Origin of the sequence: Enterobacter sp. 940_PEND (assembly GCF_001059415.1) — a bacterium.
Lineage (GTDB): Bacteria > Pseudomonadota > Gammaproteobacteria > Enterobacterales > Enterobacteriaceae > Enterobacter > Enterobacter cloacae_M.
On sequence record NZ_JUMS01000053.1, the window covers coordinates 1 to 16335 of the forward strand.

Sequence of the window (16335 nt, forward strand, 5' to 3'; positions counted from 1 at the left end):
CAGAAAAATGACTGACTGCTGCATTCCACAGCAAAACCCCGCCTTATACCCTTTTATGCACAAAGTTATCCACAATCATGAGCGGATCACGATGCGATCCCACGAATTGAGCGAGAAGATCAACTATACTAGCGGCAAATATTCTCCTCAGTGCAGGCCCACCCTCATGACCACACAACGCCTCGCCCGCGACTGGCATCTCCCTACAGCAGGGGTGATGCTGCTGGCACTCCTCTTTGCCGGTTTTACCCTGCATGCGCACTGGAACGCCTTTATCCAGTGGTGCCTCGCCACGCAAATTACGCTGCACCGCTATCTGGTGATGTATCTGCTGCAGCTTAATAACCACCAGTACAGCGGCGGATTATGGCTGTTAACAGGGGCTTTCCTTTATGGTGTCCTTCACGCCATCGGACCCGGACACGGAAAGTTCATCGTGACGACCTATCTGACCACCAATAAGGAAAGCGAGCTGGCCGCCCGGGTCGTCCCCTTCCTGGGTAGCCTGATGCAGGGCGTCAGCGCCATTCTGTTTGTCTTTATTCTGGCGGTGGGGTTTAACCTCGCCTCCGGAGATATCAGTACCAGCCGCTGGTACGTGGAGAAGATAAGCGCAGTGCTTATTGGTGCATTCGGTGCTTTTGTCATTTATCAGGCGCTGAAGAGCCTGCGCCCGCGCAGGATGTCTATCTCCGCCATCAAGCCTCTTCATCAGCACGATGAACACTGTGGCTGCGGCCATCACGGCGTAGGTACAGACCTGACGCAGGGCGACTGGAAAACCCGTCTGGGCGTGATTCTGGCAATTGGCGCACGCCCGTGCAGCGGGGCGATCATGATTCTGATGTTTTCGAATGCGCTGGGCATTGTCACCTGGGGAGTGGCCGCGGTCATGACCATGTCTTTGGGCACCGCACTTTCTATTGTGGGGCTTTCCCTGGCTGTACGTTACGCCCGCGAGCGCACGGTGACCTGGTTCGGAGAAAGCGCCTCATTAAGATGGCTGGTGCCAGCAGTCAAAATAGCCGGAGGGATAGTCCTGATCCTGTTTGCGACGGTGCTGTTCCTGACGGTGATCCCCGTCAGCGCCAATGGCGACTACATCGCTGCCGGATGCTAATAAAAGAAAACCCGCCGTTGGCGGGTTTCTTTATTACTCGTTGATGCGTGGATGCTGGTCCACCAGTCGGGAGCGTTTTTTCTGCAGCTCTTCAATCTCTGCGTCAATATCCTCAATCTTCTGCTCTACGTTATCGTAGTGCTCGCGCAGGATCTCTTTCGCTTCCTGGATGTCAGACGCCGCAGGCGTTGCGCCTTTCAGAGGGCGATTCGCCGTCTCCTTCATGGTAAGACCGGTAATCAAACCAATCACCGCAATCACCATCAGGTAATAAGCCGGCATTATCAGGTTCTGCGTGCTCTCGACCAGCGAGGCGGCAAGCGTCGGGGTCAGACCGGCAATCAGCACCGAGATGTTAAAGGCCGCGGCCAGCGCGCTGTAGCGAATATGCGTCGGGAACATCGCGGGCAACGTTGAGGCCATCACCCCGATAAAGCAGTTAAGGATCACCGCCAGCATCAGCAGACCGGCAAAAATCAGCCCCAGCACATCACTGTTAATCAGAATGAATGCCGGAATTGCCAGAGCAAACAGCGCAACGCTTCCCAGAATAATGAACGGTCGACGACCAAAACGGTCACTCAACAGACCCATAATCGGCTGCACAAACAGCATACCCACCATGATGGCGATAATAATCAGCACACCGTGATCTTCCGAGTAGTGCAGGTTATGCGACAGATAGCTCGGCATGTAGGTCAAGAGCATGTAGTAGGTCACGTTGGTCGAAATCACCAGACCAATACAGGTCAGCAGGCTGCGCCAGTGCTTAGTGGCAATCTCTTTGAACGACACCTTCGGACCATCCTGCAGCCCTTCGCGGTCACCCTGCTCAAGTTTATCGACGTGCTGCTGGAAGGCAGGCGTCTCTTCCAGCGCATGACGCAGGTAGAGGCCAATAATCCCCAGCGGCAACGCCAGGAAGAACGGAATACGCCAGCCCCAGTCGAGGAAGTTATCTTCACCCACCACGGTTGAAATCAACACCACGACGCCCGCCCCCAGGACAAACCCGGCAATCGAGCCGAAGTCCAGCCAGCTTCCCATAAAACCGCGCTTACGGTCCGGGGAATACTCGGCAACGAAGATCGAGGCACCGGTATATTCACCGCCTACGGAGAAGCCCTGGGCCATCTTACAAATCAGCAGGAGAATGGGTGCCCAAATGCCGATGGTGGCGTAAGACGGTATAAGGCCGATACAGAATGTACTGATCGACATAATGACGATGGTGATGGCCAGGATCTTCTGACGACCATATTTATCGCCGAGCATACCGAAGAACAGACCGCCCAGCGGGCGAATCAGGAAGGGAACGGAGAACGTACCCAGTGCGGCGATCATCTGCAGGCTGGGATCGGCCCCGGGGAAAAACACTTTACCTAACGCATAGGCCACAAAGCCGTAGACACCAAAATCGAACCATTCCATCGCATTACCGAGCGAGGCTGCGGTAATCGCTTTACGCAGCTTTGCGTCATCAATAATGGTGACGTCGCGAAGCGTGATGGGTTTAATCTTTTTCCTTCTCAGCATAGCTATCCTCGTTGACTCGGCCCTGTCTGTTTCACAGTCCAGTTAGCGTTCTGTGAACCATGGGATCCGCTCCATGCGAATCGCCTTATTCAAGCGTAGCAGGTTTACTTACATTGACGTTTTACGTCGATACAACCGAACCTGTTGACGCCTGCCTGGGCAGTTAATGACCTTTTTACCCTACCAGCGTTTATATTTGTGATCAACTTCACACATATTTTCGCGTCTCGTCAACTCAGTCCAATTTTTGTCAAGGAGTGCAAATAAGTACTTCCTTACCCCACCTAAAGGACATCTTCCCGCGCGTCATTATTTCTTTCTTAACGGAAAAACAAACCACGTTAATTCACATCAGGTTTACGTAAATTTTCATCAACAGGAACCGACCTCAGGTTTTACATTGAATATGTGATGGATATAACTAAAACAATGTTTTATTTTCATTGAATCGGTATTCCAATGATCGCATCATAAATCCGAATTCAGCGTTTTATGTGTTTCAGAAAAAGGTTAATTGAGAGCACGCATTTAATTTTGTTGCAGGGCTTTCGAAAAAACATCGCAAGCAATACGAGCAATATGTTGAATTTATTGACTAATTTCTAACACCTATCACCCGTCCTGCGGGATCCGATGTGAGGTTTGTCTATGAAGATTAAAGCCACGATAGAACGTATACCCGGCGGCATGATGCTGGTTCCGCTGGTGCTGGGCGCCATCCTGAATACTCTTGCTCCCGATACCGGAGCCTATTTCGGTGGTTTCACAAAAGGCATGATAACAGGCACGGTTCCCATTCTTGCCGTCTGGTTTTTTTGTATCGGCGCATCCATTAATTTGCGGGCAACGGGGACAGTATTACGGAAATCCGGAACGCTGGTGATAACCAAAATAGCGGTAGCCTGGGCGGTGGCAATGATATGCGCGATGTTCATTCCGGAGAATGGAATTCAGACCGGGTTCTTTGCGGGTTTATCGGTCCTGGCGATTGTCTCGGCAATGGATATGACCAACGGCGGATTGTACGCCAGCCTGATGAACCAGTACGGAACGAAAGAAGAGTCCGGCGCATTTGTGTTGATGTCTCTGGAGTCCGGCCCATTGATGACGATGCTGATCCTGGGGTCTGCTGGCCTGGCCTCGTTTGAACCGCACCACTTTGTCGGCGCAATCCTGCCCTTCCTGGTCGGTTTCGCCCTTGGCAATCTCGACCGCGATCTGCGTGATTTCTTCAGCAAAGCCACGCCGGTGCTGATCCCGTTCTTCGGTTTCGCACTGGGGAACACCATCAACCTGAAGGTCATTCTCGATACCGGCCTGCTGGGCATTGTGCTGGGTGTCGCCGTGATCGTCATCACCGGTATTCCGCTGATTATTGCCGACCGCGTAATCGGAGGAGGAAACGGCACGGCCGGCGTCGCCGCCTCTTCAGCCGCGGGGGCTGCTGTTGCAAACCCGGTGATTATCGCCCAAATTAACCCGGCCTTCGAACCGGTCGCCGCTTCAGCGACGGCACTGGTTGCCGCGAGCGTAATTGTCACCGCGATTCTGGTCCCCATCATCACGGCGCTGTATGCGAAACGCTACGGGAATATGCAAGAGACCCTGCCTGAACCGAAGCCGATAGAAATGAATCATTAACACACCGCACCATTCCCTCTCCCAACGGGGAGAGGGTGAGGGATTTACCCAAAAATCTCTTCCACCATCCCGTCCACCAGCCGTTTTGCCGAACAAAGCCTCGGCATACCCAGCGCGACGGTCTGCCAGTTTTGCGTCACTGACCAGCTCACCGGATGTTGATCCGCCTGACACCAGTCCCCCAGCCAGCCCAGCATGTCTTTATGATCGATTAAACCCGGAGAGGCCGGCGTTGTCAGCCACTGGTGATAGAAATGGCGGGTCGTGGGGGACGCATTGATGCCCTGTGCCAGATAGTTAGCCGCCATGCTGCGCAGGTTATCCTTAAGCATTGCCGCCACATCTTCATTCGCGAGGCGGCATGCGTCACCAAATGCCCCCCAGCGCAGCTCTTCCAGCACGATAAAACAGCGCCCGGCCAGCGACCAGCCATCATAATGCCCGGCCCGCCAGCGGGTAAAAATCTGCTCGCTGTGCTCACCCGCCTGCACCGTCAGCCCGCGCTGGGTTAGCGCCTTCTCTTTATATGCGGCGCGTTGGGTAAAATGAGAGGCGAGTTCAGCGTACTGCTGCATCAGCCCCGGGGGCTGCTGGGCGCGCGGGTGAGTCTGCTGGCGCAAAGCAATCAGTTTCTCTGCCATCAGCGTCAGCGCGAGATGGCCCGGGTCAAGCATGCCGGCCAGTTTTTCCGCCAGCCCCAGGCGCAGCGCTGCATTTTCATTGAGCATACCCGCCATCGCCCAGGGGCGTAGCCGGGTATGCGTCATGATTTCCTGAGTCAAACGCTCACGAAACTGAAGCTGTTGTGGTCCCAGGTGAGAATGACGCGCCGCGTCCACTCCCTGCACCAGATCGACCATAAATTTTGGATTAATACACTCCAGCGTTCGCCCGGGACCGTCCAGTAGTGGTGTTGTCATGGTTGCTCTGCCGCGAATAGAGTTTGAATATCATCGCGTAACAGTCGGGTATCTTCCTGTATCCACGTCGCAGTCGTAATACTTTGCTTCAACAGCTGGCAGAGCGCTCGGGTTGAATGCTCATTCTGTTGACGTACTGCGAGGCTATCACGCAAGCTTTCCTGTAACCCGGTCAGGCACAGCGAAAATTCTGCAAAGAACGTCGCCATTCCTGCCGTAACAGAGACATCGACCTGCGCGGACAAAGCTTTACGTATTTGTTCACAAAACAGCTCAATATGTTGCTTAAATTTGTCATGTAGCTGCGCAATATCGATAACATAGCGCGTGCGCGTTTCCACATACTCATCCCAGCCCCAGCCCGGATTATTGAGCCAGCGAGAGACCGTTTCTCGCATGCTGCTCCCGCCTGATGGCGGACCTGCCAGGCTGTCATCCTGCGCTATCGCATCGTTAAACAGCGCCCGCGTGTTGAAGTTGAGCTGGTGAGCCTGAAACGCCGGGAAACTGATTCGCGCCCGAAAACCCGCATGGCTCAGATGCTCTTTAATACGCGTTTCGATGGGGCGCATGGCTTCGTTCAGGGAACGCGCCAGCGTAGATTCAAGCTGGTCGAAGCGTAACGCCAGCTCCCGGCAGATTTTCGACTGTGCATCCAGCATCACCCGTTCGCAGGAGGAGCGGATTTTACTTAGCGCGATCTGCGCCTTCCCTTCATCGTCCAGAACCAGCTGCTTCGGCTCGTCACCGTGAGGGTTCTGCCGATCGATGCCAGCCAAATCAAGAATATACTGAGCGCTGAACACCTCGCCAATCGCCTGGTTAAGCGCGGTTTTTTGCGCTCCCATAAAGTCCGCGGTAGCGTTCAGCGCCTCCTCAACTTCATGTTTCACCTCATCGCTCACCACGCTCTGACGCGTCTTGAGAAGCGCCATATCCTCTTCCAGACGTGCGATATTCAGTTCCAGCGCCTCAAAGGCAACCGTCAGCCCCTGATAGCGGAAGTCGAGGTACTCCCGGGCATTTTGTGCGTAGTTGAGCAGCTTGTGCGAGGCCGAACGCAGCGCGTAAAGCGAGGCATTGGCATAGGCGGCGTAGATCAGCTTGCGTATCGGTTGTTCGAAAAGCGAATCTTCCCAGAGCAAATCGGCAGAATGACGAATATGGTCGATATCGTCCAGGTCCGCCGTACGCCAGCGCCGCCCAAGCGCCGCTTCGGCAAAATCCTGCACCCAGGGTTGCTCCTGATGATCCGGCAGTTGTCCGTGGGTACTCATCTCGTAGCGAGCGCGGTTTGCCAGATAGGCCCACATGGACGAAACGGGGTAAATCTGGCCAGGCGAAATATTGCCTTTCATTAAGGTGCCGGAGATCATCGCCCGGATCTGCTCTTCATCGTCGCTATTGCGATCTTTCTGATCGAATTTATTGACCAGGGCATACAGCGGCACGGATTTTCCCGCCGCAGAAATGGCCTGGCGGACTTCTTCATCAGAGATGGATTTAAGCTGGGTATAATCCATCACGGCCAGCACCGCCGACGCGCGGGACAACTGCTCGCTGAGCATTTTTTGCAGATGCGGCTGTCCGGCCTCATTCGGCCCGGGCGTATCGAGCAGCGTCAGCTGTCCGAGGTGAGCATCCAGACCCGCAAGATGCACGAACTCCACTTCAATCACCGGAATGTGTTCGATGGCGGCATATTCAGAGAAGGGAAACTCCACCCCTAACGCCTGGGAAAGCCTCACCAGGTCGTTGAGGCTTTTCAGACAATGAAATATCGGCTGCGCGCCCAGGTGATGCTTCTCAAAAGCCTCTCCTTTTTCAATGCGCTCCAGCAGGGTATTCATGTCTTTATCAATTTCCAGATGCTGAGCCAGCTTTCCGCGATCGTAATCGCATAGCTTTTTCTGAAGCAGTTGGATCAATTCATCAATGGGCGAGGCATGTGAGAAATGCAGCACCGGCTCCTTCTGGCCCGGCGTGTGGCGAATCAGGGTCGGGAGCGCCGTCATCGGACGATTGCGGTTCGGCAACACTTCGGTCCCTACAATCGCATTAATGGTGGTCGATTTTCCCGCTTTCATGGTGCCCACAATAGCCAGGACCATTTCCAGCCGGGTTATTTTTCGTAATTCATTATTCAGCATCGCCTGCTGCGCTTCGACACCGCGCGCGCTAAAATGCAAAGGTAAAACGTTGTTCTTTTCACCCGTAATAGCAGCCGCGGTGCTCTCCAGCATCGCAGTCGGCATTGATTTCAACGTATCAAGGTTTTGCAGGGCGAGCTGTAACAAACGCTCAGCTTCCTGGCTTAATTCAAAAATGGTCTGTGTGTGCATGATAAAAGCCTTTCCTTAACGCAAATTTATTACTTTTATTAAGCCACTGGTATTAATTATGTTGTTCAGGCTTATATGATCACGTGTGGAAAACATGTTCGCCGAAATATAACTGATTGATGATAATCAGAAATAATTCGCTATCCTTGCATGGCGTGTATAGCTCCCCTCCTGGCCTGAAGGCCAAAGGAAAAAAGCGTAGCCCAATTTTAAGAAACTTCAGGATATATCATCATTATTTACCCACCTAAAAAGAGAGGTAATACGCCCCTGCCAAAAGATATGGATGGCAGCGAAGTCAGGAGATAAATAACAATGTGTCGCTTCACCTTATCCGAAATGAAGGAGCGTAGCAATTTGCTGCAATAAAATATTCGATATATTTAGCGTCATTTCTTCCCACCGTGTTAATGAGGTAAGCATCGCTTAACTGACTGACAGGAAGTGTCACTCCCGATACGCTTTTTGCATTTTTTTAATTCACAATGTCACCGACAAACGTGTGGATTTGCGCTATACTTGCCGCCTTTTTCGGCACGCTGCCGTCATTTAGCTGGCACTTTCCAGCGCGTTTACACTTTTTGAGGATACCGATATGTCACTCCCACACTGCCCAAAATGCAATTCTGAATACACCTATGAAGATAATGGCATGTTCATCTGCCCGGAATGCGCTCACGAATGGAACGATGCCGAACCATCACACGATGCTGATGCACTTGTCGTAAAAGATGCGAACGGCAATCTGCTGGCGGACGGCGACAGCGTAACCGTGATTAAAGATCTGAAAGTGAAGGGCAGTTCTTCCATGCTGAAGATCGGCACCAAAGTGAAGAATATCCGTCTGGTTGAAGGCGATCATAATATCGACTGCAAAATTGACGGCTTCGGTCCGATGAAGCTGAAATCAGAGTTCGTGAAAAAGAACTGATTTACCCGCCCGGTGGCGCTTCGCTTACCGGGCTTGCGGGAACTACACTTAACGAGCTTTTCTTACGTGAGGTAAAGATTATGCCGTTAAGTCCCTACATCTCGTTCGCCGGCAACTGTGCAGAAGCCACTTCTTTCTACCAGCAAGCCGTCGGCGCAGAGCTTCTCTATAAAATCACCTTCGGCGAAATGCCAAAAAGCGATAACAGCGAAGAAGGCTGTCCGTCCGGTATGCAATTTCCGGATTCGGCTATCGCTCACTCCAACGTCCGCATTGCGGGCAGCGATATCATGATGAGCGACGGGATGCCGCCGGGCAGCAACGCGCAGTACGCGGGCTTCACGCTGGTACTCGATACTCAGGACGTTAATGAAGGCAAGCGCTGGTTCGACAACCTCGCCGCGGGCGGGAATATCGAAATGGCCTGGCAGGAAACCTTCTGGACACACGGTTTCGGTAAAGTCACCGATAAATACGGCGTGCCGTGGATGATTAACGTTGTTAAGCAGCAACAAACGCCTTAGGCCGGATAAGCGCAGTGCAGCAGGCAACAGCGCCCGGTGGCGCTGCGCTGACCGGGCCTACGGTGATTGTCATCAAACTCCCGCAACCCAGACTTAACCCAAATGTCACATTGATGCGCCAGCATAAGGCCACATTTATCGTGAGGCCCAGCACATGCAAACCGTCATCCGCGTCGAGAAACTGAGCAAGACCTTCAATCATAATAAGGCTCTTCATGCCGTTGATCTGACCGTCCAGCAGGGCGAAATGGTGGCGCTGCTGGGGCCATCCGGTTCCGGTAAATCCACCCTTCTGCGTCATTTAAGCGGTCTTATCACCTGCGATAAAACGCCGGAAAGCCACGTCGAGCTGCTGGGCAATACCGTGCAGCGCGCGGGGCGTCTCGCCAGCGATATCCGCAAGAGCCGCGCCCGGACGGGCTACATCTTCCAGCAGTTCAATCTGGTGAACCGCCTGACGGTGCTGGAGAACGTGCTGATTGGCACGCTCGGCAGCACCCCGTTCTGGCGCACCTGTCTACGCTGGTTCTCCCCTTCGCAGAAGCAGGAAGCCTTACAGGCGCTGACCCGCGTCGGCATGGCGCATTTCGCCCATCAGCGCGTCTCCACCCTGTCCGGTGGACAACAGCAGCGCGTCGCCATTGCCCGCGCCCTGATGCAAAAAGCGCAAATCATTCTCGCAGACGAACCCATTGCCTCGCTGGACCCGGAGTCCGCCCGCATCGTGATGGAAACCCTGCGCGACATTAACCAGAACGACGGCATCACCGTGGTGGTCACGCTGCATCAGGTGGATTACGCCCTGCGCTACTGCGAACGCATTGTCGCCCTGCGTCAGGGACATGTGTTCTTTGATGGCGCGAGCCATCAGTTTGATAACGAACGTTTTGACCATCTCTACCGCAGCATTAACCGCGTCGAAGAGAACGCGCAGGCTGCTTAATTAAACCCGATCCGAGGAAAGTACATGAGCTACAAAGCCGTTGCCGCGCTGGCCTTTACCAGCATGTTCAGCCTCAGCACCCTGTTAAGCCCGGCGTATGCACAAGAGCAGGAAAAAGCGCTGAACTTCGGCATTATTTCGACGGAATCACAGCAGAATCTGAAGCCTCAGTGGGAACCGTTCCTGAAAGATATGGAAACCAGGCTGGGAATCAAAGTGAACGCCTTCTTCGCCCCGGACTACGCGGGCATCATCCAGGGGATGCGCTTTAATAAAGTGGACATCGCCTGGTACGGCAACCTCTCCGCCATGGAAGCGGTGGACCGTGCGAACGGCCAGGTCTTTGCCCAGACCGTCGCGGCAGATGGATCCCCGGGCTACTGGAGCGTGCTGATCGTGAATAAAGACAGCCCGATCAACAACCTCAACGACATGCTCGCCAAACGCAAAGAGCTGACCTTCGGCAACGGCGACCCGAACTCCACCTCCGGCTACCTTGTCCCCGGCTACTACGTCTTCGCCAAAAACAACGCCTCCGCCAGCGACTTCAAACGCACGGTGAACGCCAGCCACGAAACCAACGCTCTGGCCGTGGCCAACAAGCAGGTGGACGTTGCTACCAACAACACCGAGAACCTCGACAAGCTGAAAACTTCCGCGCCGGACAAGCTGAAAGAGATCAAGGTTATCTGGAAATCGCCGCTGATCCCGGGCGACCCGATCGTCTGGCGTAAAAACCTGTCCGAAAGCACCAAGGATAAGGTGTACGACTTCTTTATGACCTATGGCAAAACGCCGGAAGAGAAAGCGGTCCTGGCGCGCCTGGGCTGGGCACCGTTCCGCCCGTCAAGCGACCTGCAGCTGGTCCCGATTCGCCAGCTGGCGCTGTTTAAAGAGATGCAGGGCGTGAAGGACAACAAAGGGCTGAAGGACGAGGAGAAGACCAGCAAAGTGGCCGCAATTGAGGCACAGCTGGAAGACCTCGATCGCCTGACCGCCGCGCTCGGTGCGATGACGAGCGTGAATAAAGCGGTGCAGTAGTGCCTTTCTCCCTCTCCCCGTGGGAGAGGGCCGGGGTGAGGGCATCAGCGCGCACATTTCCCCCTCACCCTAACCCTCTCCCTCAAGGGAGAGGGGACTAAACCCAAAGGAGCCAACATGCAAACCATCACCCTCCCGCCGCCGAAGCGCAGCTGGTTCTCGCTCATAAGCTGGGCCATCCTGCTGGCGGTGCTGGTTATCTCCTGGAAGGGCGCGGAAATGGATCCGCTGCTGCTCTTCAAGGACGCGGGCAACATGGCGACCTTCGCCGCCGACTTCTTCCCGCCGGACTTCAGCCAGTGGCAGGACTATCTCAGCGAAATGGCGGTCACCCTGCAAATCGCCGTCTGGGGCACCGCCCTTGCCGTCGTTCTCTCTATTCCCTTTGGCCTGATGAGCGCCGAAAACATCGTGCCGTGGTGGATATACCAGCCGATGCGTCGCCTGATGGACGCCTGTCGCGCCATCAATGAAATGGTCTTTGCGATGCTGTTCGTGGTCGCCGTCGGCCTGGGTCCGTTCGCCGGCGTGATGGCACTGTTCATCCACACCACCGGCGTGCTCTCCAAGCTGCTTTCTGAAGCGGTCGAAGCCATTGAGCCCGGCCCGGTGGAAGGCATCCGCGCCACGGGTGCCAATAAAATCGAAGAGATCCTTTACGGCGTCCTGCCGCAGGTTATGCCGCTCCTGATCTCCTACTCCCTGTACCGCTTTGAGTCTAACGTCCGCTCCGCGACGGTGGTCGGTATGGTGGGCGCAGGCGGGATTGGCGTCACCCTGTGGGAAGCGATTCGCGGTTTTCAGTTCCAGCAAACCTGCGCCCTGATGGTGCTCATCATCGTCACCGTCAGCCTGCTGGATTTCCTCTCTCAACGTTTGCGTAAGCACTTCATCTGAGAAGCGAGGCTTTGTTTTCTATGCACTTATCCAGACATCCGACCAGTTACCCAACCCGCTGGCAAGAGATTGCCGCAAAGCTCGAAGTGGAGCTGCGCACGCACTACCGCTGCGGGGACTACCTGCCCGCCGAGCAGCAGCTTGCCGACCGCTATGAAGTGAACCGCCACACCCTGCGTCGCGCCATTGACCAGCTGGTCGAGCGCGGCTGGGTTCAGCGCCGTCAGGGCGTGGGCGTGCTGGTGCTGATGCGCCCGTTCGACTACCCGCTGAACGCCCAGGCGCGCTTTAGCCAGAACCTGCTGGATCAGGGCAGCCACCCGACCAGCGAAAAGCTGCTCTCGGTATTGCGTCCGGCCTCCAGCCACGTGGCGGACGCGCTGGGTATTCAGGAGGGCGACGACGTCATTCACCTGCGTACCCTGCGTCGCGTTAACGGCGTGGCGGTATGCCAGATAGACCACTACTTTGCGGACCTCGCCCTCTGGCCCGTGCTCCAGCATTTCTCCAGCGGCTCGCTGCATGACTTTCTTCAGGATGCGACAGGTATTGCGCTCAAGCGCACCCAGACGCGCATCAGCGCCCGTCGCGCGCAGGCGAAAGAGAGCAAGGTGCTCGAAATCCCCAATATGGCCCCGCTGCTCTGCGTACGCACCCTCAACCACCGTGACGGCGAGATCAACGCGACGGAATACTCCGTCAGCCTGACCCGCGCCGACATGATCGAATTCACCATGGAGCACTGAATGCACTTCGACATCGCCACCCGACAGCGCTGGATGCGCGTGCTGGCCCACAGCCAGCCTGCTGCGCTGGCTGCCCGCATGAACGCGCTCAGCCTGACGCCAGACTACGACACCCTTCGCGCCCCGGAGATCGGCCTTGTTCAGATCCAGGCGCGCATGGGCGGCACCGGCGAGCGCTTTTTCGCCGGAGACGCCACCCTCACCCGCGCGGCAATCCGCCTGAACAGCGGCACGCTGGGCTACAGCTACGTGCTGGGGCGTGATAAAGCCCACGCCGAGCGCTGCGCGGTGATCGACGCGCTTTTACAGGAACAGCCGTATTTCCAGACGCTAATGGAAACCCTTATTACCCCGCTGGAAGCCGACCGCGCCGCACGTCTTGCCGCGCGTCAGGCCGAAGTGAATACCAGCCGGGTCGACTTCTTTACGCTCGTTCGCGGAGACAACGCATGACGCTTCAACCTGCTTTTACCCTGGCCGTCCAGGATGCCCAACACAGTTTTCGTCGCCTGCTGAAGGCGATGAGCGAGCCGGGCGCGATCGTCTCGCTGCACCAGCTCTCCCAGGGCTGGCTGCCGCTGAATCTGGCGACCACCAGCGTGCTGCTGACGCTTGCCGACAACGACACCCCGGTGTGGCTTTCGGGCGCGCTGTCGAACGATATCGCCATCCAGAACCTGCGTTTTCACACCAGCGCTCCGCTGGTCGATCAGCCCCAGCAGGCGGTTTTTGCCGTGGCCGATGAACAAATCAGCCATGAGCAATTGAACGCCCTGAGCGAAGGCAGCGCCGTCGCCCCGGAGACCAGCGCCACCCTGATTTTGCAGGTCTCCAGCCTGAGCGGCGGCCGCATGCTGCGCCTCACGGGGGCAGGCATCGCCGACGAGCGCATGGTCGCGCCGCAGCTGCCGGAGTGCATCATTCACGAGCTGACCGAGCGCCCGCACCCGTTCCCGCTGGGCATTGACCTGATCCTGACCTGCGGCGAGCGCCTGCTGGCAATCCCGCGGACCACCCACGTGGAGGTGTGCTGATGTACGTTGCCGTCAAAGGGGGCGAGAAGGCCATCGCCGCCGCCCATGCGCTACAGGCGCACAGACGACGGGGCGATGAACGGCTTCCCGAGCTGAGCGTCGCCCAGATTGAACAGCAGCTAAACCTCGCCGTCGACCGCGTGATGACCGAGGGCGGCATCGCCGACCGCGAGCTGGCGGCGCTGGCCCTGAAGCAGGCCAGCGGCGACAACGTGGAAGCCATCTTCCTGCTGCGCGCCTACCGCACCACGCTTGCCAGACTGGCGGTAAGCGAGCCGGTGAACACGGCGGAGATGCGCCTGGAACGCCGCATTTCTGCCGTTTATAAAGACGTTCCCGGCGGCCAGCTGCTTGGCCCCACGTACGACTACACCCACCGCCTGCTGGATTTTACCCTGCTGGCGAACGGCGAAGCGCCGACGCTCAGCACCTCCGACGCCGAACAGGAACCGTCTCCGCACGTCTTCAGCCTGCTGGCAAAACAGGGCCTGGCGAAGGCGGAAGAAGATTCTGGCGCGCAGCCGGATGACATCACCCGCACGCCGCCGGTTTACCCGTGCTCGCGCTCGTCCCGCCTGCAGCAGCTGATGCGCGGCGACGAAGGCTATCTGCTGGCGCTGGCCTACTCCACCCAGCGCGGCTACGGGCGCAACCACCCGTTTGCAGCCGAAATTCGCAGCGGCTACATCGACGTCGAGATCGTACCGGAAGAGCTGGGTTTTGCGGTGAACATCGGCGAACTGCTGATGACCGAATGTGAAATGGTCAACGGTTTCGTCGCCCCGGAAGACGAAGACCCGCACTTTACCCGCGGCTACGGGCTGGTATTCGGCCTCGGCGAGCGCAAGGCCATGGCCATGGCGCTGGTCGACCGCGCACTCCAGGCGCCGGACTACGGCGAGCACGTTGCAGGCCCGGCGCAGGACGAAGAGTTCGTGCTGGCCCACGCGGATAACGTTGAGGCCGCCGGTTTTGTCTCGCACCTCAAGCTGCCGCACTACGTCGATTTCCAGGCCGAACTAGAACTGCTGAAACGCCTGCAACGGGAGCGCAAAAATGGCTAACTTAAGCGGCTACAACTTTGCCTATCTGGATGAGCAAACCAAACGCATGATCCGCCGCGCCATCTTAAAAGCGGTGGCCATTCCGGGCTATCAGGTGCCGTTCGGCGGCCGCGAAATGCCGATGCCCTACGGCTGGGGCACGGGCGGCATCCAGATTACCGCCAGCGTGATCGGCGAGGCGGACGTGCTGAAGGTCATCGACCAGGGCGCGGACGACACCACCAACGCCGTGTCGATCCGCAGCTTCTTCCAGCGCGTCACCGGCGTCAATACCACCGAAAAAACCGAAGACGCCACGCTGATCCAGACCCGACACCGCATCCCGGAAACCCCGCTCACAGAAGATCAGATTTTGATTTTCCAGGTGCCGATCCCGGAGCCGCTGCGCTTTATCGAGCCGCGCGAAACGGAAACCCGCACCATGCACGCGCTGGAAGAGTACGGCGTCATGCAGGTGAAGCTGTATGAGGATATCGCCCGCTTCGGCCATATCGCCACCACCTACGCCTACCCGGTGAAGGTGAACGGGCGCTACGTGATGGACCCGTCGCCAATCCCAAAATTCGATAACCCGAAGATGGACATGATGCCGGCCCTGCAGCTTTTCGGCGCCGGGCGCGAAAAACGCATCTACGCCGTTCCGCCTTACACCCGCGTGGAAAGTCTCGATTTCGACGATCACCCGTTTACGGTGCAGGAGTGGGACGAGCCGTGCGCCATCTGCGGATCCAAACACAGCTATCTGGACGAAGTGGTGCTGGACGATACGGGCAAACGGATGTTTGTCTGCTCCGACACCGATTACTGCCGCCAACAGAGCGAGGCGAACGGCCAATGAAACCGCTGCTTTCGGTTAATAACCTGACTCACCTGTATGCGCCGGGCAAAGGCTTTAGCGACGTGTCGTTCGAGCTGTGGCCGGGCGAAGTGCTGGGGATCGTCGGCGAGTCCGGCTCCGGCAAAACCACCCTGCTGAAGTCCATCTCCGCGCGCCTGACGCCGCAGAACGGCGACATTTTGTATGAGGGCGCCTCGCTGTACGGCATGAGCGAGGCCGGACGCCGCCGCCTGCTGCGCACCGAGTGGGGCGTGGTGCATCAGCACCCGATGGACGGCCTGCGCCGTCAGGTCTCCGCCGGGGGCAACATCGGTGAACGCCTGATGGCCACCGGCGCGCGTCACTACGGCAATATCCGCGCCACCGCCCAGCACTGGCTGGAAGAGGTGGAAATCCCCGCCTCGCGCATCGACGACCTGCCGACAACCTTCTCCGGCGGGATGCAGCAGCGCCTGCAGATTGCGCGCAACCTGGTCACCCATCCGAAGCTGGTGTTTATGGATGAACCCACCGGCGGGCTGGACGTCTCGGTGCAGGCCCGCCTGCTCGATCTGCTGCGCGGCCTGGTGGTGGAGCTGAACCTTGCAGTGGTGATTGTCACCCACGATCTGGGCGTTGCGCGCCTGCTGGCGAACCGTCTGCTGGTGATGAAGCAGGGCCAGGTGGTGGAAAGTGGGTTAACCGACCGGGTGCTCGACGATCCGCACCATCCGTACACCCAGCTGCTGGTGTCGTCCGTATTGCAGAATTAAGAGGCC

16 protein-coding genes are annotated in these 16335 nt (G+C 57.0%); 13 read left to right on the forward strand and 3 right to left on the reverse strand.

Annotated features, from left to right (window positions below; all coding sequences use genetic code 11):
- The first annotated feature begins 166 nt into the window (after nucleotides 1–166).
- Nucleotides 167–1120 (forward strand): nickel/cobalt transporter, encoded by a 954-nt coding sequence (locus ADJ24_RS07625; protein ID WP_032668021.1) that lies wholly within the window; start codon nucleotides 167–169, stop codon nucleotides 1118–1120.
- 33 nt (nucleotides 1121–1153) lie between these two features.
- Here ADJ24_RS07625 and proP read toward each other — a convergent pair whose 3' ends face one another.
- On the reverse strand, nucleotides 1154–2656 hold the full coding sequence (gene proP / locus ADJ24_RS07630; protein WP_023310100.1) for a glycine betaine/L-proline transporter ProP: 1503 nt from the start codon (nucleotides 2654–2656) through the stop codon (nucleotides 1154–1156).
- Nucleotides 2657–3304: 648 nt separating this feature from the next.
- Here proP and kdgT point away from each other — a divergent pair.
- The gene (gene kdgT, locus ADJ24_RS07635) at nucleotides 3305–4297 is read left to right on the forward strand and encodes a 2-keto-3-deoxygluconate transporter (protein ID WP_023310099.1); all 993 of its coding nucleotides are present in this window, start codon (nucleotides 3305–3307) and stop codon (nucleotides 4295–4297) included.
- Nucleotides 4298–4341: 44 nt separating this feature from the next.
- Here the strand turns inward: kdgT and ADJ24_RS07640 are convergent, their stop codons facing one another.
- Nucleotides 4342–5217: a diguanylate cyclase regulator RdcB family protein gene (locus ADJ24_RS07640; protein WP_023310098.1), complete on the reverse strand. Its 876-nt coding sequence runs from the start codon at nucleotides 5215–5217 to the stop codon at nucleotides 4342–4344.
- Nucleotides 5214–7559, reverse strand: coding sequence for a clamp-binding protein CrfC (gene crfC / locus ADJ24_RS07645; protein WP_023310097.1), 2346 nt, complete (start codon nucleotides 7557–7559; stop codon nucleotides 5214–5216). Before crfC ends, ADJ24_RS07640 begins: the two co-directional genes overlap by 4 nt.
- 595 nt (nucleotides 7560–8154) lie before the next feature.
- On the opposite strand from crfC, the gene ADJ24_RS07650 reads away from it, so the two are divergent.
- From ADJ24_RS07650 to phnK, 11 genes are all read left to right on the forward strand, one after another.
- Nucleotides 8155–8490, forward strand: coding sequence for a zinc ribbon domain-containing protein YjdM (locus tag ADJ24_RS07650; RefSeq protein ID WP_023310096.1), 336 nt, complete (start codon nucleotides 8155–8157; stop codon nucleotides 8488–8490).
- 80 nt (nucleotides 8491–8570) lie between these two features.
- Nucleotides 8571–9014, forward strand: a complete 444-nt coding sequence (gene yjdN / locus ADJ24_RS07655; protein WP_023310095.1) for a VOC family metalloprotein YjdN — start codon at nucleotides 8571–8573, stop codon at nucleotides 9012–9014.
- Between the two features lie 154 nt (nucleotides 9015–9168).
- Complete coding sequence (gene phnC / locus ADJ24_RS07660) at nucleotides 9169–9957, forward strand: phosphonate ABC transporter ATP-binding protein (protein WP_023310094.1); 789 nt, start codon at nucleotides 9169–9171, stop codon at nucleotides 9955–9957.
- A gap of 24 nt (nucleotides 9958–9981) precedes the next feature.
- Nucleotides 9982–10998: a phosphonate ABC transporter substrate-binding protein gene (gene phnD / locus ADJ24_RS07665; protein WP_023310093.1), complete on the forward strand. Its 1017-nt coding sequence runs from the start codon at nucleotides 9982–9984 to the stop codon at nucleotides 10996–10998.
- A gap of 117 nt (nucleotides 10999–11115) precedes the next feature.
- Nucleotides 11116–11895, forward strand: coding sequence for a phosphonate ABC transporter, permease protein PhnE (phnE, locus tag ADJ24_RS07670; protein ID WP_023310092.1), 780 nt, complete (start codon nucleotides 11116–11118; stop codon nucleotides 11893–11895).
- Between the two features lie 20 nt (nucleotides 11896–11915).
- Entirely contained in the window at nucleotides 11916–12641 is a 726-nt protein-coding gene (phnF, locus tag ADJ24_RS07675; RefSeq protein ID WP_023310091.1) for a phosphonate metabolism transcriptional regulator PhnF, read from the forward strand.
- Nucleotides 12642–13094 carry a phosphonate C-P lyase system protein PhnG gene (phnG, locus tag ADJ24_RS07680; protein WP_023310090.1) on the forward strand — a complete coding sequence of 151 codons (453 nt, stop codon included), beginning with the start codon at nucleotides 12642–12644 and terminating at the stop codon, nucleotides 13092–13094. It begins immediately after the preceding gene.
- Nucleotides 13091–13675 carry a phosphonate C-P lyase system protein PhnH gene (gene phnH, locus ADJ24_RS07685; RefSeq protein ID WP_023310089.1) on the forward strand — a complete coding sequence of 195 codons (585 nt, stop codon included), beginning with the start codon at nucleotides 13091–13093 and terminating at the stop codon, nucleotides 13673–13675. Before phnG ends, phnH begins: the two co-directional genes overlap by 4 nt.
- Nucleotides 13675–14739, forward strand: coding sequence for a carbon-phosphorus lyase complex subunit PhnI (locus tag ADJ24_RS07690; protein WP_023310088.1), 1065 nt, complete (start codon nucleotides 13675–13677; stop codon nucleotides 14737–14739). Before phnH ends, ADJ24_RS07690 begins: the two co-directional genes overlap by 1 nt.
- A complete protein-coding gene (gene phnJ / locus ADJ24_RS07695; RefSeq protein WP_023310087.1) occupies nucleotides 14732–15577 on the forward strand; it encodes an alpha-D-ribose 1-methylphosphonate 5-phosphate C-P-lyase PhnJ in 846 nt (281 codons plus the stop codon). The genes ADJ24_RS07690 and phnJ overlap by 8 nt, the downstream gene beginning before the upstream one ends.
- Complete coding sequence (gene phnK / locus ADJ24_RS07700) at nucleotides 15574–16329, forward strand: phosphonate C-P lyase system protein PhnK (RefSeq protein WP_023310086.1); 756 nt, start codon at nucleotides 15574–15576, stop codon at nucleotides 16327–16329. Before phnJ ends, phnK begins: the two co-directional genes overlap by 4 nt.
- Nucleotides 16330–16335: the final 6 nt, after the last annotated feature.

What these genes read in the sequence shown, in the direction of transcription:
- ADJ24_RS07625 (WP_032668021.1), top strand. Translation starts at nt 167, where the DNA reads ATGACCACACAACGCCTCGCCCGCGACTGGCATCTCCCTACAGCAGGG.
- proP (WP_023310100.1), bottom strand. Translation starts at nt 2,656, where the DNA reads ATGCTGAGAAGGAAAAAGATTAAACCCATCACGCTTCGCGACGTCACC.
- kdgT (WP_023310099.1), top strand. Translation starts at nt 3,305, where the DNA reads ATGAAGATTAAAGCCACGATAGAACGTATACCCGGCGGCATGATGCTG.
- ADJ24_RS07640 (WP_023310098.1), bottom strand. Translation starts at nt 5,217, where the DNA reads ATGACAACACCACTACTGGACGGTCCCGGGCGAACGCTGGAGTGTATT.
- crfC (WP_023310097.1), bottom strand. Translation starts at nt 7,559, where the DNA reads ATGCACACACAGACCATTTTTGAATTAAGCCAGGAAGCTGAGCGTTTG.
- ADJ24_RS07650 (WP_023310096.1), top strand. Translation starts at nt 8,155, where the DNA reads ATGTCACTCCCACACTGCCCAAAATGCAATTCTGAATACACCTATGAA.
- yjdN (WP_023310095.1), top strand. Translation starts at nt 8,571, where the DNA reads ATGCCGTTAAGTCCCTACATCTCGTTCGCCGGCAACTGTGCAGAAGCC.
- phnC (WP_023310094.1), top strand. Translation starts at nt 9,169, where the DNA reads ATGCAAACCGTCATCCGCGTCGAGAAACTGAGCAAGACCTTCAATCAT.
- phnD (WP_023310093.1), top strand. Translation starts at nt 9,982, where the DNA reads ATGAGCTACAAAGCCGTTGCCGCGCTGGCCTTTACCAGCATGTTCAGC.
- phnE (WP_023310092.1), top strand. Translation starts at nt 11,116, where the DNA reads ATGCAAACCATCACCCTCCCGCCGCCGAAGCGCAGCTGGTTCTCGCTC.
- phnF (WP_023310091.1), top strand. Translation starts at nt 11,916, where the DNA reads ATGCACTTATCCAGACATCCGACCAGTTACCCAACCCGCTGGCAAGAG.
- phnG (WP_023310090.1), top strand. Translation starts at nt 12,642, where the DNA reads ATGCACTTCGACATCGCCACCCGACAGCGCTGGATGCGCGTGCTGGCC.
- phnH (WP_023310089.1), top strand. Translation starts at nt 13,091, where the DNA reads ATGACGCTTCAACCTGCTTTTACCCTGGCCGTCCAGGATGCCCAACAC.
- ADJ24_RS07690 (WP_023310088.1), top strand. Translation starts at nt 13,675, where the DNA reads ATGTACGTTGCCGTCAAAGGGGGCGAGAAGGCCATCGCCGCCGCCCAT.
- phnJ (WP_023310087.1), top strand. Translation starts at nt 14,732, where the DNA reads ATGGCTAACTTAAGCGGCTACAACTTTGCCTATCTGGATGAGCAAACC.
- phnK (WP_023310086.1), top strand. Translation starts at nt 15,574, where the DNA reads ATGAAACCGCTGCTTTCGGTTAATAACCTGACTCACCTGTATGCGCCG.